The following is a 25,237-nucleotide window of genomic DNA, read 5'->3' on the forward strand; positions in this document are numbered from 1 at the left end:
AGCTCGGCTCCTACAAAACAGCTCGTGGCGTGAGTGGCTGACCCTGCCATTCGAACGCAACCGGTGCCAATACCTGATCAATCTGCGCGTCTCGCCATAATTCGGCCATTGTCTTGCCAGCCTCAGGGTGCATACGGTCCGGCGCCATCATCGATAGCGGCCACAACACAAAGGCGTTTTTCAGGATTTCGGCTCGCGGCAAGATCAAGCCATCGAAATTGCCCACCAGATCGCCATACAACAACACATCGATATCCAGCGGCAGGCCTTTGCGGTCTGGCGCGTAGCGGCCATTGTCAGCCTCGATGGATTTCAAACGACGATCCAACTCCATCAACGGCAGGTCGGTATAAGCCGACACCACCAGATTGAAAAACGGCCCACTTTTGATCCCCACCGGCTGGCTTTCGAACACCGCCGAACAGCGCATATCCGTCAAGAAACCCGCCAACGCATCCAAGCCGGCACATAGACGAGCCTCGCGGTCGATATTGCTGCCAAGCCCGAGGTAAACCTGAGTCAATGACATCCGCGCTCAATCTCCACGCCCACGCCCTTGGCAGCCGGCACCGCGCCGGGCTTGGTCAACTTGAGGTGCAGCCAGGGAATCTGGAATTCACTCATCAGCACTTCGGCCAGACGCTCGGCAAAGGTTTCCACCAGTTGGTACTGGGACTGCTCGGCAAAGGCCTGGATACGCGCAGACACCCTGGCGTAATCCAGTGCCAGGGTCAGGTCATCACCGGCCGCAGCTGGGCGATTATCCCAGGCGAAGCTCAGGTCCAGGCGCAGGCATTGCCGGATTCCGCGCTCCCAGTCGTAAGCCCCGATCACGGTGTCGACTTCCAGGCCTTCGATAAACACTCTGTCCAAGCACTTTTCTCCGCAGCACGACAAGGGCGCGATGCCCCGTTAGAATCAGGGCGTCCTCGCCCGGAATAGTTAGCATGTTTTGGTCACTGGCGATTTTCGCCTACCTGCTCGGCTCGCTGTCCTTCGCCATTTTGCTCAGCCGCTTGACGGGAAACCCCGATCCGCGAATGAGTGGCTCAGGCAATGCCGGCGCCACCAATATGTTGCGCCTGGCCGGCAAGAAACTCGCCGTCCTGACCTTGCTGGGCGACGTTTGCAAAGGCCTGCTGCCCGTGCTGATCGCCAACCTCGTCGGCCTTGGCTTGCAGCAGCAAGCCTGGGTAGGCCTATGTGCCGTCCTGGGCCACCTGTTCCCGTTGTACTTCCGTTTTCGCGGCGGCAAGGGCGTCGCCACAGCGGCCGGCATGCTGCTGGGCATTTACCTGCCTGCGGCGTTACTGGCCATGCTCGCCTGGCTGCTGACGTTCTACCTGACCCGCACCAGCTCGCTGGCCGCGCTGATTGCTACGCCGCTGACCCTGCCGTTGCTGGCCTGGCAGGAACCGCAAGCGCTGTTACCGATGAGCGTGCTGACACTGCTGATCGTCTGGCGCCACCGCGGCAATCTACGCGACCTGTTTGCCGGGCGCGAACGGCATTTTTAAATATCCCGCCTGGACTCGGCGCCCTTGAACCTTACAACGGCGGCAATTGTTCCATCGGCCAGCGCGCCTGCACGCTGATCGCCAGGCTTTCGTGCTGTCCGGCCTGCAAGCGCTGGCAACCGGCATAGGCGATCATTGCGCCGTTGTCAGTGCAGAACTCAGGGCGTGCGTAGAACACATTGCCATTCATGTCGCCGAGCATTTTTTCCAGGGAACTGCGCAACGCCTTGTTGGCGCTGACGCCGCCTGCGATCACCAGCCGCTTCATGCCCGCCTGTTTCAGGGCGCGCTTGCACTTGATGGTCAAAGTCTCCACCACAGCCTGCTGGAACGCCAGCGCGATGTCGCAACGGGCTTGCTGGCCGTCGTCCCCGGCGCTGACGCTCTGCTGCCAGGTGTTCAAGGCAGAGGTTTTCAAGCCGCTGAAACTGAACATCAAGCCAGGACGATCACACATCGGCCGCGGGAAGGTGTAGCGACCGGCAACGCCGTTCTCGGCAAGGCGGGCGATTTCCGGACCACCCGGATAATTAAGTCCCATCATCTTCGCGGTTTTGTCGAACGCTTCACCGGCGGCATCGTCCAGCGACTCGCCCAACAGTGTGTATTGGCCGATCCCGTCCACCTGAACCAGCTGCGTATGCCCCCCCGAAACCAACAAAGCGACGAACGGGAACTCCGGCGGTGTTTTTTCCAGCATGGGCGCCAACAAATGGCCTTCCATATGGTGCACACCAAGGGCAGGAATGCCCCAGGCAAACGCCAACGCCTGGGCGCAAGAGGCCCCAACCAGCAGGGCTCCGACCAATCCGGGGCCGGCGGTGTAAGCGATGGCATCGATCTCGGTTGCCACACAGCCGGCTTCATCCAGCACCTGGCGGATCAACGGCAGCATGCGCTTGACGTGATCGCGGCTGGCAAGCTCCGGCACCACGCCGCCATAGGCGCGATGCAGGTCGATCTGACTGAACAGTGCATCGGCCAAAAGCCCGCGTTCACTGTCGTATAGTGCGACTCCGGTTTCGTCGCAGGAGGTTTCAAGTCCCAGTACTAGCATGGGTTTGCGCCTTGTAGAGGCTGAATTCGAAGGCGCGCATAATAGTCGCCACTCCCCCTCCCGACTAGCGGTTTTCGATCAGAGGCTTTGCATTCCGGGCAATGAGGGGTTAACATCCGCAACCCTTAAAAACCGACGACCTCAGCCGCGAATTTTTTGCGACGAGAACGTTGATTCCCGGTAATGAAAGAAGGTAGCTCTGGATGCCAGCCGTCAAAGTAAAAGAGAACGAACCCTTCGACGTAGCTCTGCGTCGTTTCAAGCGCTCCTGCGAAAAAGCCGGTGTTCTGGCTGAAGTTCGTAGCCGCGAATTTTATGAGAAGCCAACTTCTGAGCGTAAGCGCAAAGCAGCAGCCGCTGTTAAGCGTCACGCTAAGAAAGTTCAGCGCGAACAGCGCCGCGCCGTTCGTCTGTACTAATACACAGACGTTCGTAGCAAGCTTCTGCCAAGCCCGGCCCTCAGCCGGGCTGTTGGCATTTGCGGATATCGCTTGATGCTTCACCGTCGACGCCGCACATGCGACCGAGACACTGCTTCACACGTCAGGGCTGGCTCTTTTGCCAGCGGTGCACGTCTCTTCTGACGAGCCTAACAAGGCTACTGACGAGCACACCTATTCTTCAAACAGACGATCAACTGTATCGGCTGTGCCCAACGATGCGTTTCCGAGGCCGCCATTGGCCTAGACCGGACGCCCGGGCAACATTTCCATGCCGAAGACTGATCAGAAACTATCCTCAGTAAATATTCGGCAGATACACTCCCTGATGACCCATGCAGACGATGATGATCGAGCACTCCTTACGTGCGCTTGAACACGTCACGGGCCCTCATTTACACGCAGTGATGACGAGAACGCCATGGCCGGGCTGATTCCCCAGAGCTTTATTGACGACCTTCTGAACCGCACCGACATCGTCGATGTTGTCAGCTCACGCGTACAGCTGAAAAAAGCCGGCAAAAACTACACCGCCTGCTGCCCTTTTCATAAAGAAAAAACCCCATCCTTCAGCGTCAGCCCCGACAAGCAGTTCTATTACTGCTTCGGTTGCGGGGCGGGCGGGAATGCCCTGGGCTTCCTGATGGACCACGACAACCTGGACTTCCCCCAGGCTGTCGAGGACCTGGCGAAAGCCGCCGGGATGGAAGTGCCCCGCGAAGAAAGTGGCCGGCCGCACAAACCGCGGCAACCCACCGATTCGCCGCTGTATCCGCTGCTCACCGCTGCTGCCGACTTTTACCGCCAGGCACTCAAGAGCCATCCGCAGCGCAAGGCCGCTGTCGATTACCTTAAAGGGCGCGGCCTCACCGGCGAAATCGCTCGGGACTTCGGCCTCGGCTTCGCTCCGCCGGGCTGGGACAATCTGTATAAACACCTGAGCAGCGACACCCTCCAGCAAAAGGCCATGATCGATGCCGGCCTGCTGGTGGAAAACGCCGAGACCGGCAAGCGCTATGACCGCTTCCGCGACCGGGTGATGTTCCCGATCCGCGACAGCCGTGGCCGCATCATCGCCTTCGGCGGCCGTGTACTCGGGGACGACAAGCCCAAGTACCTGAACTCTCCGGAGACCCCGGTGTTCCACAAGGGCCAGGAACTCTACGGCCTGTTCGAGGCGCGCAAGAACAACCGCAACCTCGACGAGATCATCGTGGTTGAAGGCTATATGGACGTGATCGCCCTGGCCCAACAAGGCTTGCGCAACGCGGTCGCGACCCTCGGCACCGCCACCAGCGAAGAACATTTGAAGCGCCTGTTCCGCGTCGTGCCCAGCGTGCTGTTTTGCTTCGACGGCGACCAGGCGGGCCGCAACGCCGCCTGGCGCGCGCTCGAAGCCACGCTGTCGAGCCTGCAGGATGGGCGCCGCGCACGCTTCCTGTTCCTGCCTGAAGGCGAAGACCCGGACACCCTGGTGCGCTCGGAAGGTACCGACGCGTTCCGCGCACGTATCAATCAACATGCGCAGCCGCTGGCGGATTATTTTTTCCAGCAGCTGACCGAAGAAGCCGACCCGCGCTCCCTCGAAGGCAAGGCCCATATGGCCACCCTCGCGGCGCCGCTGATCGACAAAGTCCCGGGCGCTAATTTGCGCACGCTGATGCGCCAGCGCCTGCTGGAGATCACTGGTTTAAGCGGTGAAGCCGTAAGCCAGCTGGTGCACAGCGCCCCGCAGGATGCACCGCCAGCCTACGACCCCGGCATGGATTACGACGCCATGCCGGATTATGCCGACTTCCACCAACCTCAGGAGGCCTTCGCCCCCCAACAGGAATGGACGCCGAAGAAGCCCGGCGCCGGCGGCAAGAAGTGGGACAAAAAGCCCTGGAGCAAAAACGGCAAACGCGGTGATCGCGATGAAGCCTACGCACCACGCACGCCCGTAGCGGTGGAAGCCCCCACATTGATTGCACTGCGCACACTGATTCATCACCCGCAATTGGCCGGTAAGGTTGAAAGTGCCGACCACTTTGCCAACGAGAGCAATACCTATGCTCAGGTGCTTATCGCACTGATCGAAGCCGTGCAGAAAAACCCTAAGCTAAACTCAATCCAGTTGATGGCTCGCTGGCATGGCACGGAACAGGGCCGTTTATTGCGGGCACTGGCGGAAAAGGAGTGGCTAATTGACGGCGACAACCTTGAACAACAGTTTTTAGACACCATTAATAGGTTATCCGCGGGTCAACACACTCAGACCCTCGATGAACTTATCAAGAGAGCAAGGCAGCCGGGATTATCGGCTGAAGAGCAGATTCAGATAGCAAAACAGATGCGCGACCTCTTAAAACAGAATGTTTACGCATCAAACCCGACCTCAGCTGGCGTGTGAGGTCATAGCTCGGGTATAATCCTCGGCTTGTTTTTTGCCCGCCAAGACCTTCAGTGGATAGGGTGTTATGTCCGGAAAAGCGCAACAGCAGTCTCGTATCAAAGAGTTGATACTTCTTGGTCGTGAGCAGGGTTACCTGACTTACGCGGAGGTCAACGACCACCTGCCTGAGGATATTTCAGATCCTGAGCAGGTGGAAGACATCATCCGCATGATTAACGACATGGGGATCAACGTATTCGAAGTCGCGCCAGATAAGGATTCCCTTATGCTGGCCGACGCTGATACCGACGAGGCCGCCGCTGAGGAAGCTGCTGCCGCGCTGGCTGCAGTAGAGACCGATATCGGCCGCACGACAGACCCTGTGCGCATGTATATGCGCGAAATGGGTACCGTCGAGCTGCTGACACGCGAAGGCGAGATCGAAATCGCCAAGCGTATCGAAGAGGGTATCCGTGAAGTGATGGGCGCCATTGCGCACTTCCCTGGCACGGTTGACCACATTCTCGCCGAGTACACCCGCGTCACCACCGAAGGTGGCCGCCTGTCCGACGTCCTGAGCGGTTATATCGACCCGGACGACGGCATTGCGCCGCCTGCCGCCGAAGTACCGCCGCCTGTTGATGCGAAAGCCGCAAAAGCGGACGACGACTCCGACGACGACGAAGCTGAAAGCAGCGACGACGAAGAAGAAGCCGAAAGCGGTCCAGACCCGGTCATCGCGGCCCAGCGCTTCGGTGCGGTTTCCGATCAAATGGAAATCACCCGCAAGGCCCTGAAGAAGCACGGTCGCGGCAACAAGCAGGCGATTGCCGAGCTGGTGGCCCTGGCTGAGCTGTTCATGCCGATCAAGCTGGTGCCCAAGCAATTCGAAGGCCTGGTTGAGCGTGTTCGCAGCGCCCTTGAGCGTCTGCGTGCCCAAGAGCGTGCGATCATGCAGCTCTGTGTGCGTGATGCGCGCATGCCGCGTACCGATTTCCTGCGCCAGTTCCCGGGCAACGAAGTTGACGAAAGCTGGAGCGACGCACTGGCCAAGGGCAAGGCGAAATACGCCGAAGCCATCGGTCGCCTGCAGCCCGATATCATCCGTTGCCAGCAGAAGCTGACCGCGCTTGAGACCGAAACCGGCCTGACGATTGCAGAAATCAAAGACATCAACCGTCGCATGTCGATCGGTGAGGCCAAGGCCCGCCGCGCGAAAAAAGAGATGGTTGAAGCGAACTTGCGTCTGGTGATCTCCATCGCCAAGAAGTACACCAACCGTGGCCTGCAATTCCTTGATCTGATCCAGGAAGGCAACATCGGCTTGATGAAGGCGGTGGACAAGTTCGAATACCGTCGCGGCTACAAGTTCTCGACTTATGCCACCTGGTGGATCCGTCAGGCGATCACTCGCTCGATCGCCGACCAGGCCCGCACCATCCGTATTCCGGTGCACATGATCGAGACCATCAACAAGCTCAACCGAATTTCCCGGCAGATGTTGCAGGAAATGGGTCGCGAACCGACTCCGGAAGAGCTGGGCGAACGCATGGAAATGCCTGAGGATAAAATCCGCAAGGTATTGAAGATCGCTAAAGAGCCGATCTCCATGGAAACGCCGATTGGTGATGACGAAGACTCCCATCTGGGCGACTTCATCGAAGACTCGACCATGCAGTCGCCAATCGATGTCGCCACTGTTGAGAGCTTGAAAGAAGCGACTCGCGACGTACTGTCCGGCCTCACTGCCCGTGAAGCCAAGGTACTGCGCATGCGTTTCGGCATCGACATGAATACCGACCACACCCTTGAGGAAGTCGGTAAGCAGTTTGACGTGACCCGTGAGCGGATCCGTCAGATCGAAGCCAAGGCGCTGCGCAAGTTGCGCCACCCGACGCGAAGCGAGCATCTGCGCTCCTTCCTCGACGAGTGATACCAGAACCCCCGGCCCAGGCCGGGGGTTTTGCTTTCTACCGATTGCTTTGACAGATTAACTGCCCCGCACCACCCCACCCTCGCAATGCCCGTCTACACTCGAGACATTCCCCGTGCCATAACGAGACCGTTATGCCCAGATTGCCGACCGTGATACTGCTGTCGCTGCTGACCTGGACCGCAACGGCTGGCGCGTTGACTCTTACGGATGATGAGCGTAGCTGGTTGGCGGACCATCAGGAGCTGCGCCTAGGCGTGGATGCGTCTTGGCCACCTTTTGAATATCGCGATGAAAATGGCCGATATCAGGGCTTGGCAGCCGATTACGTACGCCTGCTCCAGGACCGCCTGGGTGTGCGAATCAAACTGATCGAACCGGTTAACTGGACCGCAGTGCTTGAACAAGCCCGCAATAATCAGCTCGACCTGCTGCCGGGCATCATGTCCACCCCCGAACGCCAAAACTTCCTGGCCTTCACACGCCCCTATCTCGACTTTCCCATCGTCATCCTGGCCCATGAAGGCGGCGCAAAACCACGCAGCCTCAAGGATTTGTACGGGCTGAAAATTGCCGTGGTGGAGAACTACGCGCCCCATGAATTGCTCCGCACCCACCATCCGGATCTGAATCTGGTCGCCCTGCCCAACGTCAGTTCGACGCTGCAAGCCCTGGCCACCGATGAAGTAGATGCCGTGGTCGGCGACCTCGCCTCCAGCGTCTGGAGCCTGCGCCAACTCAAGCTCGACGGCCTGTACGTCAGCGGCGAAACGCCCTACCGCTACCAACTGGCGATGGGCGTGCCGCGGGATGAGAAAATCCTGGTGGGCATCCTGGACAAAGTCCTCGCCGATCTCAGTTCAGCCGAAACGGATGCGATCCAGCAACACTGGGTCGGCAGCTTCACCGATCACCGCACCTTCTGGGCTGACCTGCTCACGTACGGCCTGCCAGCGGTGCTGCTGTTGAGTACGGTGCTGGCGATCGTCATTCGGATCAATCGCCGGCTCAGCTCGGAAATTTCCCGTCGGGTCGCCCTTGAGCAAGAACTGCGAAGCAGCGAGTACCACTATCGCGGCTTGGTGGAGAGCTTGTCCGCCATCGCCTGGGAAGCAAGCATCAGCGATTTCACCTACAGCTATGTGTCGCCCCATGCCGAAGACCTGCTCGGCTATCCCCGCGCCCACTGGCTGATTCCAGGCTTCTGGCGCAACATCATCCACCCCGCTGACCTGACCCGCGCCGAGGCCTATTGCTATCGGGAAACTCGTGCTAACCGTGATCACAGCATTGATTACCGGGTCATCACCGCTGATGGCCGCTGCCTGTGGGTACGTGACATTGTCAGCCTGATCGAACACGGCCACGAGCCAGTGCTGCGCGGCCTGATGATCGACATCAGCGAAGCCAAGCGCACCGAAGAAGCCCTGCAACTGTCCGAGCAGAAATTTGCCTCGGTGTTTCAGCAGTGCCCGGACATCCTGGTGATTGCCCGGATGTCTGATGGCTGCCTGCTGGAGGTCAACAAGGCATTCGAGGACCAGATTGGGCTGCGCGCCGACGAGGTGGTAGGCAAAACCGCCACCGACCTGAATATATGGGGCATTCAAGGGGGCGGCCCGGATTTGCTGCAACGGGTACAGACCACCAGCATCCGCAACCTGGAAATGCCTTTTCTGCGCAGCAATGGCCAGGCCTTTACCGGGCTGATCTCAGCCGAGCCGTTCCAACTCGACACCACCGAAGCCTTGGTGGTGGTCGTGCGGGACATCACTCAGCTCAAGGAAACCCAACAGCGACTGCAAACCTCCGAAGAAAAGTTTGCCAAAGCCTTCCATGCTTCCCCAGATGGCTTGCTGCTGAGCCGCCAGAGCGACGGCCTGCTGATCGAAGTAAACGAGGGTTTCAGCCACCTGACCGGCTTCACCAGCGCCTCTTCACTCGACCAATCAGCCTTGGACCTGGGCATCTGGGTCGACCTCAACGAACGCAAGCACATGCTGGAATTGATGCAGCGCGACGGCTTTGTCCGCGATTTCATCTGCCATATCCGTCGTGCCGATGGCCAGATTCGCCTCTGCGAAGTGTCCAGCCGCCCACTGCCGATTGGCGACGAAGACTGCATGCTGACCATCGCCCGGGACATCACCGAACGCCAGTTGATGCAGGAAAAACTGCAGCAGGCCGCCACGGTGTTCGAAAGCACCGCCGAAGGCGTCTTGATCACCGACACACGACAGAACATCAGCGCCGTCAACCGCGCCTTCACGGAGATAACCGGCTACAGCGAGGTTGAAGCCCTTGGCCATACCCCGCGCTTGCTCGCCTCCGGCCTGCACGACAGCGCGTTCTATGCGGCGATGTGGCACCAGTTGACGAGCCATGGCCACTGGCAAGGAGAGATCTCCAACCGCCGCAAGAACGGCGAGGTGTATCCGAGCTGGCTGACCATCAGCGCTGTGCGTAACCGCGAGCAATTGGTCACGCACTTCGTTGCTGTGTTTGCCGACATCTCCAGCCTCAAGCTGGCCCAGGCCCGCCTGGATTATCAGGCCCACCACGACCCATTGACTGGCCTGCCCAACCGCACCCTGTTTGAAAACCGGCTGCAGGCCGCACTCAACGGCCAGCAGGAAAGTGGTAAACAGGGCGCGGTGCTGTTTCTCGACCTCGACCGCTTCAAGCACATCAACGACAGCCTCGGCCACCCGGTCGGCGACCTGCTGCTCAAAGACATCGCCGTACGCCTCAAGGAGCAGTTGCGGGACGTGGACACCGTTGCTCGCCTGGGCGGCGACGAATTCATCATCCTGCTGCCCGGCTTGCAACAGGCCAGCGACGCCCAGCACTTGGCGAACAAACTGCTCGACTGTTTTACCCCGCCATTCCAGGCCGGCGAGCATGAGTTCTTCATCAGCGCGAGTATCGGCACCAGTCTGTATCCGCAAGACGGTACCGACGTCGCCACCCTGGTCAAAAATGCCGACGCCGCGATGTATCGCTCCAAAGCCAAGGGGCGCAACCGGGTCGAGCGCTACACCCGCGACCTGACCGCCCAGGCCAATGAACGCGTAGCGCTGGAGCACGAACTACGCCGCGCCATCGAACGTGAAGAATTGAGCCTGTATTACCAACCCAAACGCAGCCTGGTCACCCAACAACTGATCGGTGCCGAAGCCTTGATCCGCTGGCACCACCCGACCTTGGGCGAGGTCCCGCCCGAACACTTTATTGCCCTGGCCGAAGAGAACGGCATGATCCTGCAAATCGGAGACTGGGTACTGGAACAGGCGTGCCGGCAGCTGCACGCCTGGCAAGCGGCTTTCGAGGATTTCGGCCCCCTCTCGGTCAACCTCGCAGGCGCGCAACTGCGTCACCCCAACCTGCTGTCACGCATCGAACAACTGCTGCGCGATTACCACCTCGAACCCGGCTGCCTGCAGCTGGAGATCACCGAAAACTTCATCATGAGCCAAGCCGAAGAAGCACTGGCGGTGTTGCACCAACTCAAGCGCCTGGGCGTACAGCTGGCAATCGATGATTTCGGCACCGGCTACTCGTCCCTCAGCTACCTCAAACGCCTGCCCCTGGACTTCCTCAAGATCGATCAATCCTTCGTCCGCGGCTTGCCCGACGACCCTCACGATGCAGCCATCGTGCGCGCCATCATCGCCCTTGGCCACAGCATGCAATTCACCATCATCGCCGAAGGCGTGGAAACCCCGGCACAACAAGCATTCCTCGCAAGCGAGGGGTGTGAACAGATGCAAGGCTACATCGTCAGCCTGCCCCTGCCGCCGGAGCTTTTTGCCGCCAGCTTCCTTCGTACACGGCACAAGGATTTTTCGGATGGCACAGTGAACAAACCATCGCTATAATCCGCGACCTACTGAGGGCCTATAGCTCAGTTGGTTAGAGCAGGGGACTCATAATCCCTTGGTCGTAGGTTCGAGTCCTACTGGGCCCACCATACTCAAAGCCGCGCACTGCGCGGCTTTTGCGTATCTGGCATCACGGTTCTTTCAGCCAGGCCAAGCCTGTACCATGCTTGCCCATTGCCCTCCCGCACTGGAGCTCTCCCCTTGCCCGCCCTAGACGAAATCGACCGCCAACTGATCGCCGCCCTGCAGCTCAACGCCCGTGAAAGCGTGGCCATGCTCGCCAGGCAGTTGGGCATCGCCCGCACCACCGTCACGTCGCGTCTGGCCCGCCTGGAGAAAACCCAGGTCATCACCGGTTACGGCGTGCGCCTGGGCCAGCGCGTTGCGGATGGTGGGTTGCAGGCTTACGTGGGCATTACCGTGCAACCCCGCTCCGGCAAAGAGGTGTTGCGCAGGCTGAGCGCCATGGCGCAAGTGCAGCAGCTGTGCGCGGTGAGTGGGGAGTTCGATTACGTGGCTTGGCTGCGCACCGATTCGCCGGAGCAACTGGACCAATTGCTGGACCAGATCGGCAGTGTCGACGGCGTGGAGAAAACCACCACCTCGATCATCCTCAGTAACAAATTGGATCGCGGACAACCAATCTGACCACTTAGCTCGTCACATTGACTAAAACTAGCGCAATCCGACGACAGATTGCGTCTTATTAACGCGCGTAACGTTCCCTAAACTGGCTGCCATCTTTTCCTATACTCAACGGGCCCTCCTCCCGCCGAGCCGTCAGTAAGGTCAGCCATGAGCATTCCGTCCAGCACTCTCAGCAAGCCCAATCGCCACCCGGGCGATGGCAAGAAACCCATCACCATCTTCGGCCCGGATTTCCCGTTTGCCTTTGATGACTGGATCGAACACCCCGCCGGGCTGGGCAGTATTCCTGCGGCTAATCACGGCGCCGAAGTGGCGATCGTCGGCGCCGGGATCGCGGGCCTGGTCGCGGCCTACGAGCTGATGAAACTCGGGCTCAAGCCCGTGGTGTATGAAGCCTCGAAGATGGGAGGCCGCTTGCGCTCGCAGGCCTTTGAAGGCGCCGAAGGCATCATCGCCGAGCTGGGCGGCATGCGGTTCCCGGTGTCGTCCACGGCGTTCTACCATTACGTGGACAAGCTGGGACTGGAAACCAAGCCCTTTCCCAACCCGCTGACGCCGGCGTCCGGCAGCACTGTGATCGATCTGGAAGGCCAGACTCACTACGCGCAAAAACTTTCCGATTTACCGGCACTGTTCCAGGAAGTCGCCGATGCCTGGGCCGACGCCTTGGAGGCCGGTTCGCAGTTCGGCGATATCCAGCAGGCGATCCGCGACCGCGACGTGCCGCGCCTCAAAGAGTTGTGGAACAAGCTCGTGCCGCTGTGGGATGACCGTACCTTCTACGACTTCGTCGCCACCTCCAAAGCCTTCGCCAAATTGTCGTTCCACCACCGCGAGGTGTTTGGCCAGGTCGGTTTCGGTACCGGCGGCTGGGACTCTGACTTCCCCAACTCCATGCTGGAAATCTTCCGCGTGGTGATGACCAACTGCGATGATCATCAACACTTGATCGTCGGTGGCGTGGCCCAAGTGCCCATGGGCATCTGGCGCCATGTGCCGGAACGCTGCGCCCACTGGCCGGCCGGTACCAGCCTGAGCTCGCTGCATAGAGGTGCACCACGGGCAGGCGTGAAGCGCATTGCCCACGCCGCCGAGGGCCGCTTTGCTGTTACTGACAACTATGGCGACACCCGTGAATACGCGGCGGTGCTGACCACCTGCCAAAGCTGGCTGCTGACCACCCAGATCGAATGCGACGAAACCCTGTTCTCACAAAAAATGTGGATGGCCCTGGATCGCACTCGCTACATGCAGTCCTCGAAAACCTTCGTGATGGTTGATCGCCCATTCTGGAAAGACAAAGACCCGCAAACCGGGCGCGACCTCATGAGCATGACCCTCACCGACCGCCTTACCCGTGGCACCTACCTGTTCGATAACGGTGACGACAAGCCGGGGGTGATCTGCCTGTCCTACTCGTGGATGAGCGACGCGCTGAAGATGCTGCCCCAGCCTATCGACAAGCGGGTGAAACTGGCCCTCGATGCACTGAAGAAAATCTACCCCAAGGTCGACATCAAGGCGCGCATCATCGGCGACCCGATCACCGTGTCCTGGGAGGCCGACCCGCATTTCCTCGGGGCCTTCAAAGGTGCCTTGCCCGGTCACTATCGTTACAACCAACGGATGTATGCGCACTTCATGCAGAAGGATATGCCCGCCGAACAACGCGGGATCTTCATCGCGGGTGATGATGTATCGTGGACGCCTGCCTGGGTCGAAGGCGCGGTACAAACCTCGCTCAACGCGGTATGGGGCATCATGAACCACTTCGGTGGCAGCACCCACCCGGAGAACCCAGGCCCAGGCGACGTGTTCGATGAAATAGGGCCAATCGCCCTGGCAGAATAAGGAGTTGAGCATGCGTGTCGCCCTGTACCAATGCCCGCCGCTGCCGCTGGATGTGGCCGCCAACCTGCAGCGCCTGCATCAACTGGCCCATGAGGCACACGGCGCCGATGTGCTGGTGCTGCCAGAGATGTTCCTCACCGGCTATAACATTGGCGCCGAAGCCGTTGGCGCACTGGCCGAGGCACAGGATGGGCCATCGGCGCAGGCGATTGCCGAACTGGCGCAAAGTGCCGGGCTGGCGATCCTGTATGGCTACCCGGAACGGGCCGAAGACGGCCAGGTCTACAACGCCGTGCAGTTGATCGACGCCCAGGGCACGCGCCTGTGCAACTACCGCAAGACCCACTTGTTTGGCGATCTTGACCATTCGATGTTCAGCGCCGGCTCCGATGATTTTCCGGTGGTGGAATTGAACGGTTGGAAGGTGGGCATGCTGATTTGCTACGACCTGGAGTTTCCGGAAAACACCCGGCGCCTGGCCCTCGCCGGTGCCGAACTGATTCTGGTGCCCACCGCCAATATGGTGCCGTTCGACTTTGTTGCCGACGTCACCGTGCGGGCGCGAGCCTTTGAAAACCAGTGTTTTGTAGCCTATGCCAACTACTGCGGGCACGAAGGCGAGATTCGCTACTGCGGGCAAAGCAGCATTGCCGCGCCGGACGGCCAGCGAATTGCCCAGGCCGGCCTGGATGAAGCCTTGATCGTCGGCACCCTGGATCGCCAATCTATTGTCGACGCCCGCGCCGCCAACCACTACCTGCAAGACCGTCGCGCCGAACTCTACGGCGCACTGCACAAGCCCTGACCCATTGGGTTTGCTAGCATAGGCACTTCCCACGCCTCGGAAGTGCCCATGCCTGCGCCGGTTCACCCTCATCCCCTTCACCTGACCCTCGCCAATGGCCTGCGGGTTTGCCTGCGCCATGCGCCACGCTTGAAACGCTGCGCCGCCGTTTTACACGTGGCTGCCGGCAGCCATGACGTGCCATTGGCCTGGCCTGGGCTGGCGCATTTTCTTGAGCACTTGTTGTTTCTCGGTACCGAGCGTTTTCCAGCCGGCGAAGGGCTGATGGCCTACGTGCAGCGCCACGGTGGGCAGGTCAACGCCAGCACCCGTGAGCGCACCACCGAGTTCTTCTTTGAACTGCCGGTGCCGGTTTTTGCAGACGGGCTGGCGCGTTTGGCGGATATGCTGGCTCACCCGCGCCTGGCCCTCGACGATCAACAACGTGAACGCGAAGTGCTGGAGGCGGAGTTCATCGCCTGGTCCCAGGATGCCAAGGCCCAACAGCAAGTGACGCTGCTGCAAGGCTTGGCGGCGGATCATCCCTTGCGCGGTTTTCATGCCGGCAACCGCGACAGCCTGCCGGTGGAAAGCGACGACTTTCAGCATGCCTTGCGAGGGTTCCATACACGCTTTTATCAAAGCGGGCAGATGACCTTGAGCCTCGCCGGTCCACAATCGCTGGCCGACCTGCAGGCCTTGGCCCAGCAGTTCAGTGACCAACTGACGCCCGGCCCATTGCACCCGCAGGCCGCTCCACCGGCCTTGATGCATGGCCCGGCACACCGTTATCAGCACGTCGCCGGCCAACACCTGCATCAGGTCATTACCTGTAACGCGCCACGGGAAGCGCTGGCGTTTCTCTGCACCTGGCTCAACGCCTCGGCCGCCGGTGGGTTGCTCGCCGAGCTGCAAGCACGACGACTGGCCACCGCGCTGCAGGCGTCCGTGCTGTACCAATTCGCGGATCAAGCCGTGCTGGATATCCACTTCACTCTCGGCAGCGCGCGCGAACCGGCCACGTCGATCGAAGAGTTGCTGCACGACTGGCTGAGTTTCTTCGCACACAGCGACTGGACACCATTACGCGAAGAGTTCGCCTTACTCAATGCTCGCCAGCAACAGGTCCAAGGCGCCCTGGCGTTGGCGCGCAACGATGCCCAAGACCTGTCGGAACAAGGCGCCGCAGTCCTCAAGGCCATGCTCGATTCACTGCACCTGCCCGCCTCCCGGCACCCTTGGCAACTGCCGCCCAATAACCCTTTGCTTCGTGCGCCCGCCAAGGAAGAACGCGCGGGCCTGATTCGTGGCCAAACCAGCGCCCACCGTGGCTTGCGCACCTTTGCCCAGGATCGCTCACGGGGCCGACGGGAGCTGTCAGCGTTGACCTTCAGCCAGGCGTTGGCGGATGACACTGGGGAAGGCGCGCTATACCTGCACTGGCGGTTTGACTCGGCGGTACCCACCGGGCTGGAAAGCCTGTTGCGGCCTTTGTGCGAACAAGCACGGCAGGCGGGCGTCGAGTTGTCTTGCGAAACGATCGCCACTGACTGGCTGGTGAAGATGCACGGCCTCCACGAGCCCATGCCGGCGGTGCTCGAAGCGTTGGCGCGGTGTCTGAGTAACTCGGATGAACCTTTGCCACCGACCGCTCCCGTGCCGATGATCGCCATCCGGGAACTGCTCAAGGCGTTGCCCGCTTGCTGCGCGGGTGTTCAGCCCCAGCCTCAGGAGACAACAGCATCATGGGCTACCGCGCGCTGGCAGGCGCTGGGCGCTGGCCTGCCCACCGCCTGTGAAGCCGCGATCAAAGCCGCAGCGGCCCGGCTGCCTGGGCAACCGGCAAGCGTGCCTTATACACCTCACGTCCTTGACGGACAAAAGCGCTGGCACGCAGTCAGCACCGAATCAAGCGAAGCAGCGCTACTGTTATTCTGCCCGACGCCGACTCAATCCCTAGCCGATGAAGCCAACTGGCGGTTGCTCGGGCACGTGCTCCAGGGGCCGTTCTACCAGCGCTTGAGAGTCGAACTGCAAATCGGCTACGCCGTGTTCAGCGGCATCCGACAGATCAATGGCCAAACAGGCCTGTTGTTTGGGGTGCAGTCGCCCACCCTCTCCCTAGACGGCATCGTCCAACAGTTGCGGGCCTTCCTGGGGCAACTGCCGTCGTTGATCGAGCGCAGTCCCGACTTGGGTAACCAGGCCCTCGCACAGCAGTTCGCGGCCCAGACGCTGCCTATCAACGAAGCTGCCGACTTGCTCTGGCATGCGCACCTGGCAGGCCATTCGTCGGGTTATCTGGATCAGCTTCAACAGTTGATCCAAGCGTGCACACGCGAGGATGTGCAGCGCGCCGCGCAACAACTCAATAACGCCGCAGGCGGCTGGCAATGCGTGGCCAACGGGCCGCGCATCAGCGACGACTGGCAAGCAGCGCCGTGATCGTTGCCAACCCTGCAACAGGCTTTCTCCACCGAGACAGCGCTAACTTGAATAAAATTGCGTAACATTGCGCAGCAATATCTGAACATCTCCAATGGGAGGTGGACTATATGTATTACTTGGTAGTGAACGTCCCATCCCTTGATAGGAGTAAGAATATGACCTGGTCCAAACCTGCTTACACTGATCTGCGTATTGGTTTCGAAGTCACCATGTACTTCGCCAGCCGTTAATTGGCTGAGTGACACAACGCCTCGGTTCGCCCGGGGCGTTTTTGTTTTGAGCTGTGCTTGATGGAGCGATCATGTTTGTCCAGATTCTAGGTTCCGCCGCCGGCGGTGGCTTCCCGCAGTGGAACTGCAACTGCGTGAACTGCGCAGGTTTTCGCGATGGCAGCCTGCGGGCCCAGGCGCGTACCCAGTCATCCATCGCGATCTCCGACAATGGCGTGAATTGGGTGCTCTGCAATGCCTCGCCGGATATCCGCGCACAACTCCAGGGCTTTGCGCCCATGCAACCGGGCCGCGCCCTGCGCGATACCGGCATCAGCGCAATCATCCTGATGGACAGCCAGATCGACCATACCACTGGCCTGCTGAGCCTGCGCGAAGGCTGCCCGCACCAGGTGTGGTGCACCGACATGGTCCACGAAGACCTGAGCACCGGTTTCCCGTTGTTCACCATGCTGACCCACTGGAACGGTGGCCTGGCCTGGAACCGCATCGAGTTGGACGCCAGCTTCACCATCCCGGCCTGCCCCAACCTGCGCTTCACCCCGCTGCCGTTGCGCAGCGCCGCACCGCCCTATTCGCCGCACCGTTTCGACCCGCACCCCGGTGACAACATTGGCCTGATCGTCGAAGACCTGCGCACCGGCGGCAAATTGTTCTACGCCCCGGGCCTGGGCAAGGTCGACGCACCGCTGCTGGACATCATGGCCGGCAGTGACTGCCTGCTGGTGGACGGCACGATGTGGGACGACGATGAAATGCAGCGCCGTGGCGTCGGCACCCGCACCGGGCGTGAGATGGGCCACCTGGCACAGAACGGCCCCGGCGGCATGCTTGAAGTGCTCGAGCAACTGCCCAAACAGCGCAAAGTGCTTATCCACATCAACAACACCAACCCGATCCTCGATGAAGACTCCCCCGAGCGAGCGGAGCTGGTGCGGCGCAATGTCGAAGTGGCTTACGACGGCATGAGCATTGAATTGTAGGAGCGATCGAAATGACCGACACACCGTTGAGCAAGGCTGAGTTCGAAGCCGCCCTGCGCGCCAAGGGCGCCTTCTACCATATCCATCACCCCTACCATGTGGCGATGTACGAAGGCCGCGCCAGCCGTGAGCAGATCCAGGGCTGGGTCGCCAATCGCTTCTACTATCAAGTGAATATCCCGCTGAAAGACGCGGCGATCCTGGCCAACTGCCCAGACCGTGAAATCCGTCGCGAATGGATCCAGCGCCTGCTCGACCATGACGGCGCGCCCGGTGAAGACGGCGGTATCGAAGCCTGGCTGCGCCTGGGCCAGGCCGTGGGCCTGGACCCCGATCAACTGCGCTCCCAGGAGTTGGTGCTGCCCGGCGTACGCTTCGCCGTGGACGCCTATGTCAACTTCGCCCGCCGCGCCAGCTGGCAGGAAGCCGCCAGCAGCTCGCTGACCGAGCTGTTCGCGCCGCAAATCCACCAGTCGCGCCTCGACAGTTGGCCCCAGCATTACCCGTGGATCGACCCGGCCGGTTACGAATACTTCCGCACACGCCTGGGCCAAGCCCGTCGCGATGTGGAACACGGCTTGGCGATCACCCTGCAGCACTACACCACCCGCGAGGGGCAGGAGCGCATGCTGGAAATTCTCCAGTTCAAACTGGACATCCTCTGGAGCATGCTGGACGCCATGAGCATGGCCTACGAACTCAAACGCCCGCCGTATCACAGCGTGACCGAACAGCGGGTATGGCATAAAGGGATCACCCTATGAGCTTTGATCGCAGCAAAAAACCGACCTGGCGCCAGGGCTATCGCTACCAGTACGAGCCTGCTCAGAAAGGCCACGTATTGCTCTACCCCGAAGGCATGATCAAGCTCAACGATAGCGCCGCATTGATCGGTGGCCTGATCGACGGCGAGCGCGACGTTGCGGCAATCATTGCCGAGCTGGATAAGCAGTTCCCCGGTGTGCCAGAGCTGAGTGACGACATCGAGCAATTCATGGAGGTCGCCCGTGCTGAGCACTGGATCACCCTTGCCTGAAAAGCCAGCCATAGGCCTGCCTCTGTGGCTGCTGGCCGAGCTGACCTATCGCTGCCCGCTGCAGTGCCCGTATTGCTCCAACCCGCTGGATTTCGCCGAGCAGGGCAAAGAGCTGAGCACCGAACAATGGATCAAGGTATTTCGCGAAGCCCGTGAAATGGGTGCTGCGCAGTTGGGTTTTTCCGGCGGTGAGCCGCTGGTGCGCCAGGACTTGGCCGAGCTGATCGGCGAGGCGCGCAAGCTGGGTTTCTACACCAACCTGATCACCTCTGGCATCGGCCTCACCGAACAAAAAATCAGCGACTTCAAGAAAGCCGGCCTGGACCATATCCAGATCAGCTTCCAGGCCAGTGACGAACAGGTGAACAACCTGCTGGCCGGCTCCAAAAAAGCCTTCGCGCAAAAACTGGAAATGGCCCGAGCGGTGAAAGCCCACGGCTACCCGATGGTGCTGAACTTCGTCACCCATCGCCACAATATCGACAAGATCGACCGCATCATCGAGCTGTGCATTGCGCTGGAAGCAGATTTCGTCGAGCTCGCCACTTGCCAGTTCTACGGCTGGGCACAACTCAATCGCGTGGGTTTGCTGCCCACACGCGAGCAGTTGGTGCGCGCCGAACGGATCACCAATGAATACCGCGCCAAACTGGAAGCCGAAGGCCACCCCTGCAAGCTGATCTTCGTGACACCGGATTATTACGAGGAGCGCCCCAAAGCCTGCATGAATGGCTGGGGCAGCATCTTCCTGACAGTCACACCCGACGGCACCGCACTGCCCTGTCACGGCGCGAGGCAAATGCCCGTGCAGTTTCCCAATGTGCGCGACCACAGCATGCAGCACATCTGGTACGACTCGTTTGGCTTCAATCGCTTTCGTGGCTACGACTGGATGCCTGAGCCATGCCGTTCATGCGACGAAAAAGAAAAGGACTTCGGCGGCTGCCGTTGCCAGGCCTTCATGCTCACTGGTGACGCCAGCAATGCCGACCCTGTATGCAGCAAGTCCGAGCAGCACGGCATCATCCTGCAAGCGCGGGAAGAGGCCGAACATGCCACCCAGACCATCGAGCAACTTGCCTTTCGCAATGAGCGCAACTCAAGGCTCATTGCAAAAGGCTGAGGGCCTCAACGCTTGGCGATGATGTACACCGCGTGGATGATGCCAGGGAAGTAACCGCACAGGGTCAGCAGGATATTCAGCCAGAATGCACCGCCGAAACCTACTTGCAGGAACACACCCAATGGCGGCAGCAGAATGGCGATGATGATACGAATGATGTCCATGGGTCAGCTCCAGAAAATCGGCTCGTGTGAGCCGTGTAGCTAATCGACCTTGGCGGTTCGTGAGGGTTCAGTGGATTCTGGCATTGGGCCATCTCATGCCAGATCTCCAGCCATCTTTTCAAACTACAAATTAACCAGACAAAAAAACGCCCCCAGCCAAAAGAGTCAGGCTGGAGGCGCCGCGTATGCCGCGAGACGGTTCAGGAAACTGGGGTCACACCGCGATGCCCTTGCGGCATTGCACTTGAGCGGTACGCACCCTAGAAAAGGCGCGGGCAAGCCGAAGAAGCATTTCGTCGATATGGGTTTTGCTGATGTTCAGCGCAGGGGTAAAGCGCAGGCAGTCAGGTTGCGCGGCAGTGAGAATCAAGCCTTCGTGCAGCGCGGCCTTGACCACTGCAGCGGCGCAATCGTCCGACAGTGTCAGGCCCCAAAGCAGCCCGTTGCCACGCAAGGGGCCATGGCCGTAACGGTAGGCCAGGCGGGCAAGGCCTTCTGCCAGGTACAAGCCCGATTCACGTAGGTGCTCCAGAAAGCCGTTCTCCAATAGAGCGTCGAGTACTGCGATACCCGCAGATGCCATCAGTGCATTGCCATGATGTGTACCGTCCAGCTCGCCCGGTTCGAAGCAACAGGCAGTGCCACGCGCCAGCAGCGCCGCCAGGGGCACACCGCCGCCCAGGCCTTTGCCCAGGGCAATGATGTCGGCGCGCACGCCGTATTGCTGTTCGGCGAGCAAGCTGCCGCAGCGGCCGATACCGGTTTGCACTTCGTCGAAGATCAGCAGGATCCCCAGCTCACGACACAGGCGTTCGACGCCCTTGAGGTAATGTTCTGTCGCAGGGAGGACACCGCCGCCGCTTTGTATCGGCTCCAGCATGATGGCGACGGTCTGCGCATCGACCGCTGCATGCAGGGCCGGCAGATCGTTAAACGGCACTTGGCTGAAACCTGGCAACTGCGGTTCGAATCGGTTTTCGCAGGCCACAGCCGACGCCGACATCGCCCCCAGGCTCCGCCCATGACAGCCACTGTTTACGGTGATGATGTGGTAAGCGCCACCGCGATGCAGTTGGCCCCACTTGCGTGCCAACTTGATGGCCGCTTCACAGGCTTCGGCACCGCTGTTGAGCAAATAGGCCTGGTCGCTGCAGGTGTGGTGGCACAGACGATCGACAAGATCCAGTTGCGCGCGGTTGTGCAAACCCAGGCCAGGGTTGATCACGGTGTGCATCTGTTGGGCAATGGCGTCGCGTACGGCCTGGGGACTGTGACCCAGGCTGTTGGCCCCACCGCCTTGACTGAAATCCAGATAAGCGCGGTCGTCAGCGTCCGAAAGCCAGGAACCCTGCCCCTGTACAAACACCTGGGGCGGGCGCGCCACAGTGGGCATCAGGCACTGGCTGGAAACATCTGCACGCGGGGCATGCACAACCAGGTCATCCAGACTCGGCGCGCAGCGACGGAACAAGTTCACACTTCACCCCCGCTGGCAACCTGACCTTGGTCGATGCCACCTGCCAATGAGGCCTTCAGATTTTTTGCCTTGCCTATGTAAACGCTATCAACAAAAACGCTGTTCATTGTCCGATCCGGCCCTGTAAGCCCTGCGAATAGGCGCTAGACTAGGCGCCTCGGGGGCCAGCGGCCATTTCGATTTTCCAGCTTTTTCGATAAGCAAACCTTATGGATTTCAAGCAACTGCGTTATTTCGTCGCGGTGTATGAGGAAGGCCACGTAGGTCGCGCCGCGGAGCGTCTGTCGATCTCCCAGCCAGCGCTGTCGCAACAGGTTCGCCAACTGGAACAGAACCTCGACGTCAGCCTGTTCGAACGCAGCAGCAAGCGTCTGTTGCCGACCTTGGCGGCCCACACCTTATACAACCACGCATTACCGCTCATTGATGGTATGCAGCAAGCCGTCGAGGCACTGCGCAATTTCAAGGGCCAGGCCATGCGCAGCCTGGCCATCGGCGTGCTGCAAACCGTGCACACCAGCCTGGTACCGCAGATGCTTGAGCGCGTGCGCAAGGCCCAGCCCCATCTGGTGGTGCAGATTTACGAGCTGACCGGGCTTGAGATTGAGCGGCGGTTGCTCAATGGCTCACTCGATATTGGCATCAGCTACCTGCCACCCCGTCAGCCGGGCCTGCATGGCGTGCTGCTGTATGAAGACGAGTTGAAGGTGGTGATACCCGAAGATCATCCGTTGCGCGAGTTCAAGAAAGTCTCGCTCAAACAAGCCGCCGAATTACCGATGTTGCTGCTGGGGGAAGAGTTTCAGGTTAGGCAGATCTGGCAAGGCCAACTGTCCAACCTCGGGCGGCGTCCGCAAGTGCAGGCGGAACTCAATACCATGGTGGGCATTCTCGACAGCCTGCCTCACACCCGCTTGGCGACCGTGCTGCCTGGGCGGTCCCAGGATGAACACAACAGCAAGGCGCTGCTGTGGAAACCCTTGAGCGAGCCCAGGGTACCGCTGAAAGTAGGATTGGTATGCCGCGATGTGCAACGCCAGCAGGCGACGGTGGCGTTGCTGCGTACCCTGCTGGAAGACGTGATGAATGCCCCGCCGGCAACCGCCTGACTTTTTCGCGGGCAAAAGAAAACCCCGCCGAAGCGGGGCTTTGCAGACTGTTTCCCTGACATCCATTTCACTCCGCCGTCCTGGCAGAATCCTACGTGTCCGTGTTGTTGCTTTGCGCTTCCTGCGCGACGTCCATGTGAAGTAGATTAGCCGTGGATCCAATGTGGCGATAGAGGACGATTAGCAGCACGTCATGTAAGAGAATGCTTACACGCCCTCTTCCCCCTTAAAACAGGGCTTCATCCATCAGGAACAGTGATTCGCTACCGGCTTTTACCGATGCACTCAACGAGTGGATACGCGGCAACAGGCGGGCAAAGTAGAAACGCGCAGTCCCCAGTTTGCTGGCGTAGAAATCCTCTTCGCCCTCCTTGCCTAACGCCGCCTTGGCCATGCGCGCCCACATATAGGCATAGGCCATGTAGCCGAACGCATGCAGGTATTCCACCGAGGCTGCGCCGATTTCATTAGGATTGCTCTTGGCGCGGTCCAGCACCCAGGCCGTCAGCTCATCCAGGTTACCTACTGCCACACCCAGCGGCTTGGTGAACTCGGCCAACTCAGGGCCCGATGCGGCGATGAACTGGCGGATCTCATCGGCGAACAAGGTATAGAACGCACCGCCGCTGCCGACGATCTTGCGCCCCATCAGATCCAGGGCCTGAATGCCGTTGGTACCTTCGTAGATCTGGGTGATGCGCACGTCACGCACCAATTGCTCCTGGCCCCACTCGCGGATGTAACCGTGACCACCAAACACCTGCTGGCCGAGTACGGTGGTTTCCAGGCCCAGGTCGGTGAGGAACGCCTTGGCAACTGGCGTCAACAACGCCACCAGGTTATCGGCACGCTCGCGCGCCTGCGCATCGTCGCTGAACTTGGCGATGTCCAGCTGCGTCGCCACGTAGGTGGAAAACGCCCGGCCGCCTTCGTTCGCCGCCTTCATGGTCAGCAACATGCGACGCACATCCGGATGCACGATGATCGGGTCTGCCGGCTTGTCCTTGGCCTGCGCGCCTAGCGGGGAACGGCTCTGCAGACGGTCACGGGCATATTCAATCGCGTTCTGATAGGACCGCTCGCCAGAAGCCAAGCCCTGGATACCGACGCCCAGGCGCTCATAGTTCATCATGGTGAACATCGCAGCCAAGCCACGGTTGGGCTCACCGACCAGGTAACCCACGGCTTCGTCGAAGTTCATCACACAGGTGGCGGAGGCCTGGATGCCCATCTTGTGTTCAATGGAGCCGCAGTTCACCGGGTTACGCGCGCCCAGGCTGCCATCGGCATTTACCAGGAACTTCGGTACCAGGAACAGCGAGATGCCCTTGGGCCCGGCCGGTGCGTCAGGCAGTTTGGCCAGCACCAGGTGGATGATATTTTCAGTGAGGTCATGCTCGCCACCGGTAATGAAGATCTTGGTGCCGCTGACCTTGTAGGAGCCGTCCGCCTGAGGCTCGGCCTTGGTGCGGATCATCCCCAGGTCGGTACCGGCATGGGCTTCCGTCAGGCACATGGAACCGGCCCACTCACCCGAATACATCTTCGGCAGGTAGGTGGCCTTGAGCTCTTCACTGGCATGGGTGTTGATCGATACACAGGCACCGGAGGTCAACATCGGGTACAGGCCGAAAGCCAGGCTCGACGAGTTGATCATCTCTTCAACCTGCGCCGACACCGCCTTGGGCATGCCCATGCCGCCGTAGGTCGGGTCGCCGCCCACGCCTACCCAGCCGCCTTCGGCGTAGGTGCTGTAGGCCTGGGGAAAACCGTCGGGAGTGGTCACGGCGCCGTCCGCCCAGTGGCAGCCTTGCTCATCGCCGCCGCGGCTGAGCGGGGCAATGGATTTGGCGGTGACCTTGCCGGCCTCTTCCAGGATCGCTTCGACGGTTTCGGCGTCAACGCTGTCTGCCAATGCCGGTAACTGGGCCCAAGTATTAGCGACCTCAAACACTTCGTTGAGGACGAAGCGCATATCACGCAACGGCGCTTTGTAATCAGCCATGGCAAACCTCGTGAGAACGTGAAAAGTGATTCGATAGGATCGGTTTTACAGACGTCGAGTGTACCCGAACAACTTTTCAGACACATAGGGTCCGTTCGTGACCATTAAGTATTTATAAGTCACACAAGGAAGCTTTCCTGTAGGAGCGAGCTTGCTCGCGAAAAACTCACAGGCGCC

The 25,237-nt window shown here is 60.2% G+C and carries 21 protein-coding genes and 1 tRNA gene; 16 read left to right on the forward strand and 6 right to left on the reverse strand.

The window, feature by feature from the left end; translation table 11 throughout:
• Nucleotides 1–10: 10 nt before the first annotated feature.
• Both folK and folB read right to left on the reverse strand, forming a co-directional pair.
• Entirely contained in the window at nucleotides 11–529 is a 519-nt protein-coding gene (gene folK / locus BT204_RS00190; protein ID WP_072445550.1) for a 2-amino-4-hydroxy-6-hydroxymethyldihydropteridine diphosphokinase, read from the reverse strand.
• Complete coding sequence (folB, locus tag BT204_RS00195; protein ID WP_054896792.1) at nucleotides 520–873, reverse strand: dihydroneopterin aldolase; 354 nt, start codon at nucleotides 871–873, stop codon at nucleotides 520–522. Before folB ends, folK begins: the two co-directional genes overlap by 10 nt.
• Before the next feature lie 74 nt (nucleotides 874–947).
• On the opposite strand from folB, the gene plsY reads away from it, so the two are divergent.
• Entirely contained in the window at nucleotides 948–1,517 is a 570-nt protein-coding gene (gene plsY, locus BT204_RS00200) for a glycerol-3-phosphate 1-O-acyltransferase PlsY (RefSeq protein ID WP_072445551.1), read from the forward strand.
• A 31-nt stretch (nucleotides 1,518–1,548) separates the two neighbouring features.
• Here the strand turns inward: plsY and tsaD are convergent, their stop codons facing one another.
• On the reverse strand, nucleotides 1,549–2,574 hold the full coding sequence (gene tsaD, locus BT204_RS00205; RefSeq protein ID WP_003194748.1) for a tRNA (adenosine(37)-N6)-threonylcarbamoyltransferase complex transferase subunit TsaD: 1,026 nt from the start codon (nucleotides 2,572–2,574) through the stop codon (nucleotides 1,549–1,551).
• Nucleotides 2,575–2,777: 203 nt separating this feature from the next.
• On the opposite strand from tsaD, the gene rpsU reads away from it, so the two are divergent.
• The 14 genes from rpsU to pqqE all read left to right on the forward strand — a co-directional run bounded on the left by rpsU (nucleotide 2,778) and on the right by pqqE (nucleotide 20,305).
• Nucleotides 2,778–2,993: a 30S ribosomal protein S21 gene (gene rpsU, locus BT204_RS00210; protein ID WP_002551877.1), complete on the forward strand. Its 216-nt coding sequence runs from the start codon at nucleotides 2,778–2,780 to the stop codon at nucleotides 2,991–2,993.
• Between the two features lie 442 nt (nucleotides 2,994–3,435).
• Complete coding sequence (gene dnaG / locus BT204_RS00215; protein ID WP_032895025.1) at nucleotides 3,436–5,406, forward strand: DNA primase; 1,971 nt, start codon at nucleotides 3,436–3,438, stop codon at nucleotides 5,404–5,406.
• 67 nt (nucleotides 5,407–5,473) lie between these two features.
• Complete coding sequence (gene rpoD / locus BT204_RS00220) at nucleotides 5,474–7,321, forward strand: RNA polymerase sigma factor RpoD (RefSeq protein WP_054896790.1); 1,848 nt, start codon at nucleotides 5,474–5,476, stop codon at nucleotides 7,319–7,321.
• 134 nt (nucleotides 7,322–7,455) lie between these two features.
• Nucleotides 7,456–11,199 (forward strand): bifunctional diguanylate cyclase/phosphodiesterase, encoded by a 3,744-nt coding sequence (locus BT204_RS00225; protein WP_072445552.1) that lies wholly within the window; start codon nucleotides 7,456–7,458, stop codon nucleotides 11,197–11,199.
• Between the two features lie 15 nt (nucleotides 11,200–11,214).
• Nucleotides 11,215–11,291: transfer RNA gene (locus BT204_RS00230), tRNA-Ile, on the forward strand.
• Nucleotides 11,292–11,403: 112 nt separating this feature from the next.
• The gene (locus BT204_RS00235; protein ID WP_003194755.1) at nucleotides 11,404–11,850 is read left to right on the forward strand and encodes an Lrp/AsnC family transcriptional regulator; all 447 of its coding nucleotides are present in this window, start codon (nucleotides 11,404–11,406) and stop codon (nucleotides 11,848–11,850) included.
• A 147-nt stretch (nucleotides 11,851–11,997) separates the two neighbouring features.
• The gene (locus BT204_RS00240; RefSeq protein ID WP_057976576.1) at nucleotides 11,998–13,701 is read left to right on the forward strand and encodes a flavin monoamine oxidase family protein; all 1,704 of its coding nucleotides are present in this window, start codon (nucleotides 11,998–12,000) and stop codon (nucleotides 13,699–13,701) included.
• A gap of 10 nt (nucleotides 13,702–13,711) precedes the next feature.
• On the forward strand, nucleotides 13,712–14,506 hold the full coding sequence (locus BT204_RS00245) for a carbon-nitrogen hydrolase family protein (protein WP_054896786.1): 795 nt from the start codon (nucleotides 13,712–13,714) through the stop codon (nucleotides 14,504–14,506).
• A 48-nt stretch (nucleotides 14,507–14,554) separates the two neighbouring features.
• On the forward strand, nucleotides 14,555–16,930 hold the full coding sequence (gene pqqF, locus BT204_RS00250; RefSeq protein ID WP_072445553.1) for a pyrroloquinoline quinone biosynthesis protein PqqF: 2,376 nt from the start codon (nucleotides 14,555–14,557) through the stop codon (nucleotides 16,928–16,930).
• Between the two features lie 158 nt (nucleotides 16,931–17,088).
• Entirely contained in the window at nucleotides 17,089–17,163 is a 75-nt protein-coding gene (gene pqqA, locus BT204_RS00255) for a pyrroloquinoline quinone precursor peptide PqqA (protein ID WP_003194766.1), read from the forward strand.
• A gap of 71 nt (nucleotides 17,164–17,234) precedes the next feature.
• Complete coding sequence (gene pqqB, locus BT204_RS00260; protein WP_034128837.1) at nucleotides 17,235–18,146, forward strand: pyrroloquinoline quinone biosynthesis protein PqqB; 912 nt, start codon at nucleotides 17,235–17,237, stop codon at nucleotides 18,144–18,146.
• 11 nt (nucleotides 18,147–18,157) lie between these two features.
• Complete coding sequence (pqqC, locus tag BT204_RS00265; RefSeq protein WP_003194770.1) at nucleotides 18,158–18,910, forward strand: pyrroloquinoline-quinone synthase PqqC; 753 nt, start codon at nucleotides 18,158–18,160, stop codon at nucleotides 18,908–18,910.
• A complete protein-coding gene (pqqD, locus tag BT204_RS00270; protein ID WP_034128838.1) occupies nucleotides 18,907–19,182 on the forward strand; it encodes a pyrroloquinoline quinone biosynthesis peptide chaperone PqqD in 276 nt (91 codons plus the stop codon). The genes pqqC and pqqD overlap by 4 nt, the downstream gene beginning before the upstream one ends.
• The gene (gene pqqE, locus BT204_RS00275; RefSeq protein ID WP_034128839.1) at nucleotides 19,154–20,305 is read left to right on the forward strand and encodes a pyrroloquinoline quinone biosynthesis protein PqqE; all 1,152 of its coding nucleotides are present in this window, start codon (nucleotides 19,154–19,156) and stop codon (nucleotides 20,303–20,305) included. The genes pqqD and pqqE overlap by 29 nt, the downstream gene beginning before the upstream one ends.
• Nucleotides 20,306–20,310: 5 nt before the next feature.
• Here pqqE and BT204_RS00280 read toward each other — a convergent pair whose 3' ends face one another.
• Together BT204_RS00280 and BT204_RS00285 are read right to left on the reverse strand one after the other, a co-directional pair.
• Complete coding sequence (locus BT204_RS00280) at nucleotides 20,311–20,469, reverse strand: YqaE/Pmp3 family membrane protein (protein WP_003194776.1); 159 nt, start codon at nucleotides 20,467–20,469, stop codon at nucleotides 20,311–20,313.
• Between the two features lie 214 nt (nucleotides 20,470–20,683).
• Nucleotides 20,684–21,946, reverse strand: a complete 1,263-nt coding sequence (locus BT204_RS00285; protein ID WP_072445554.1) for an aspartate aminotransferase family protein — start codon at nucleotides 21,944–21,946, stop codon at nucleotides 20,684–20,686.
• A 209-nt stretch (nucleotides 21,947–22,155) separates the two neighbouring features.
• On the opposite strand from BT204_RS00285, the gene BT204_RS00290 reads away from it, so the two are divergent.
• Entirely contained in the window at nucleotides 22,156–23,055 is a 900-nt protein-coding gene (locus BT204_RS00290) for a LysR family transcriptional regulator (RefSeq protein WP_034128841.1), read from the forward strand.
• A 226-nt stretch (nucleotides 23,056–23,281) separates the two neighbouring features.
• Here the strand turns inward: BT204_RS00290 and BT204_RS00295 are convergent, their stop codons facing one another.
• The gene (locus BT204_RS00295; protein WP_057976569.1) at nucleotides 23,282–25,060 is read right to left on the reverse strand and encodes an acyl-CoA dehydrogenase C-terminal domain-containing protein; all 1,779 of its coding nucleotides are present in this window, start codon (nucleotides 25,058–25,060) and stop codon (nucleotides 23,282–23,284) included.
• Nucleotides 25,061–25,237: the final 177 nt, after the last annotated feature.

It is taken from the genome of Pseudomonas sp. NFPP02 (genome assembly GCF_900119355.1).
Taxonomy (GTDB): Bacteria; Pseudomonadota; Gammaproteobacteria; order Pseudomonadales; family Pseudomonadaceae; genus Aquipseudomonas; species Aquipseudomonas paracarnis.

Excerpts from the sequence above, each read along its gene's own strand:
- folK (WP_072445550.1), bottom strand. The coding sequence starts at position 529 with ATGTCATTGACTCAGGTTTACCTCGGGCTTGGCAGCAATATCGACCGC.
- BT204_RS00295 (WP_057976569.1), bottom strand. The coding sequence starts at position 25,060 with ATGGCTGATTACAAAGCGCCGTTGCGTGATATGCGCTTCGTCCTCAAC.
- pqqF (WP_072445553.1), top strand. The coding sequence starts at position 14,555 with ATGCCTGCGCCGGTTCACCCTCATCCCCTTCACCTGACCCTCGCCAAT.
- rpoD (WP_054896790.1), top strand. The coding sequence starts at position 5,474 with ATGTCCGGAAAAGCGCAACAGCAGTCTCGTATCAAAGAGTTGATACTT.
- pqqC (WP_003194770.1), top strand. The coding sequence starts at position 18,158 with ATGACCGACACACCGTTGAGCAAGGCTGAGTTCGAAGCCGCCCTGCGC.
- dnaG (WP_032895025.1), top strand. The coding sequence starts at position 3,436 with ATGGCCGGGCTGATTCCCCAGAGCTTTATTGACGACCTTCTGAACCGC.
- BT204_RS00240 (WP_057976576.1), top strand. The coding sequence starts at position 11,998 with ATGAGCATTCCGTCCAGCACTCTCAGCAAGCCCAATCGCCACCCGGGC.
- BT204_RS00245 (WP_054896786.1), top strand. The coding sequence starts at position 13,712 with ATGCGTGTCGCCCTGTACCAATGCCCGCCGCTGCCGCTGGATGTGGCC.
- BT204_RS00225 (WP_072445552.1), top strand. The coding sequence starts at position 7,456 with ATGCCCAGATTGCCGACCGTGATACTGCTGTCGCTGCTGACCTGGACC.
- plsY (WP_072445551.1), top strand. The coding sequence starts at position 948 with ATGTTTTGGTCACTGGCGATTTTCGCCTACCTGCTCGGCTCGCTGTCC.
- BT204_RS00290 (WP_034128841.1), top strand. The coding sequence starts at position 22,156 with ATGGATTTCAAGCAACTGCGTTATTTCGTCGCGGTGTATGAGGAAGGC.
- rpsU (WP_002551877.1), top strand. The coding sequence starts at position 2,778 with ATGCCAGCCGTCAAAGTAAAAGAGAACGAACCCTTCGACGTAGCTCTG.
- BT204_RS00280 (WP_003194776.1), bottom strand. The coding sequence starts at position 20,469 with ATGGACATCATTCGTATCATCATCGCCATTCTGCTGCCGCCATTGGGT.
- pqqD (WP_034128838.1), top strand. The coding sequence starts at position 18,907 with ATGAGCTTTGATCGCAGCAAAAAACCGACCTGGCGCCAGGGCTATCGC.
- tsaD (WP_003194748.1), bottom strand. The coding sequence starts at position 2,574 with ATGCTAGTACTGGGACTTGAAACCTCCTGCGACGAAACCGGAGTCGCA.
- pqqB (WP_034128837.1), top strand. The coding sequence starts at position 17,235 with ATGTTTGTCCAGATTCTAGGTTCCGCCGCCGGCGGTGGCTTCCCGCAG.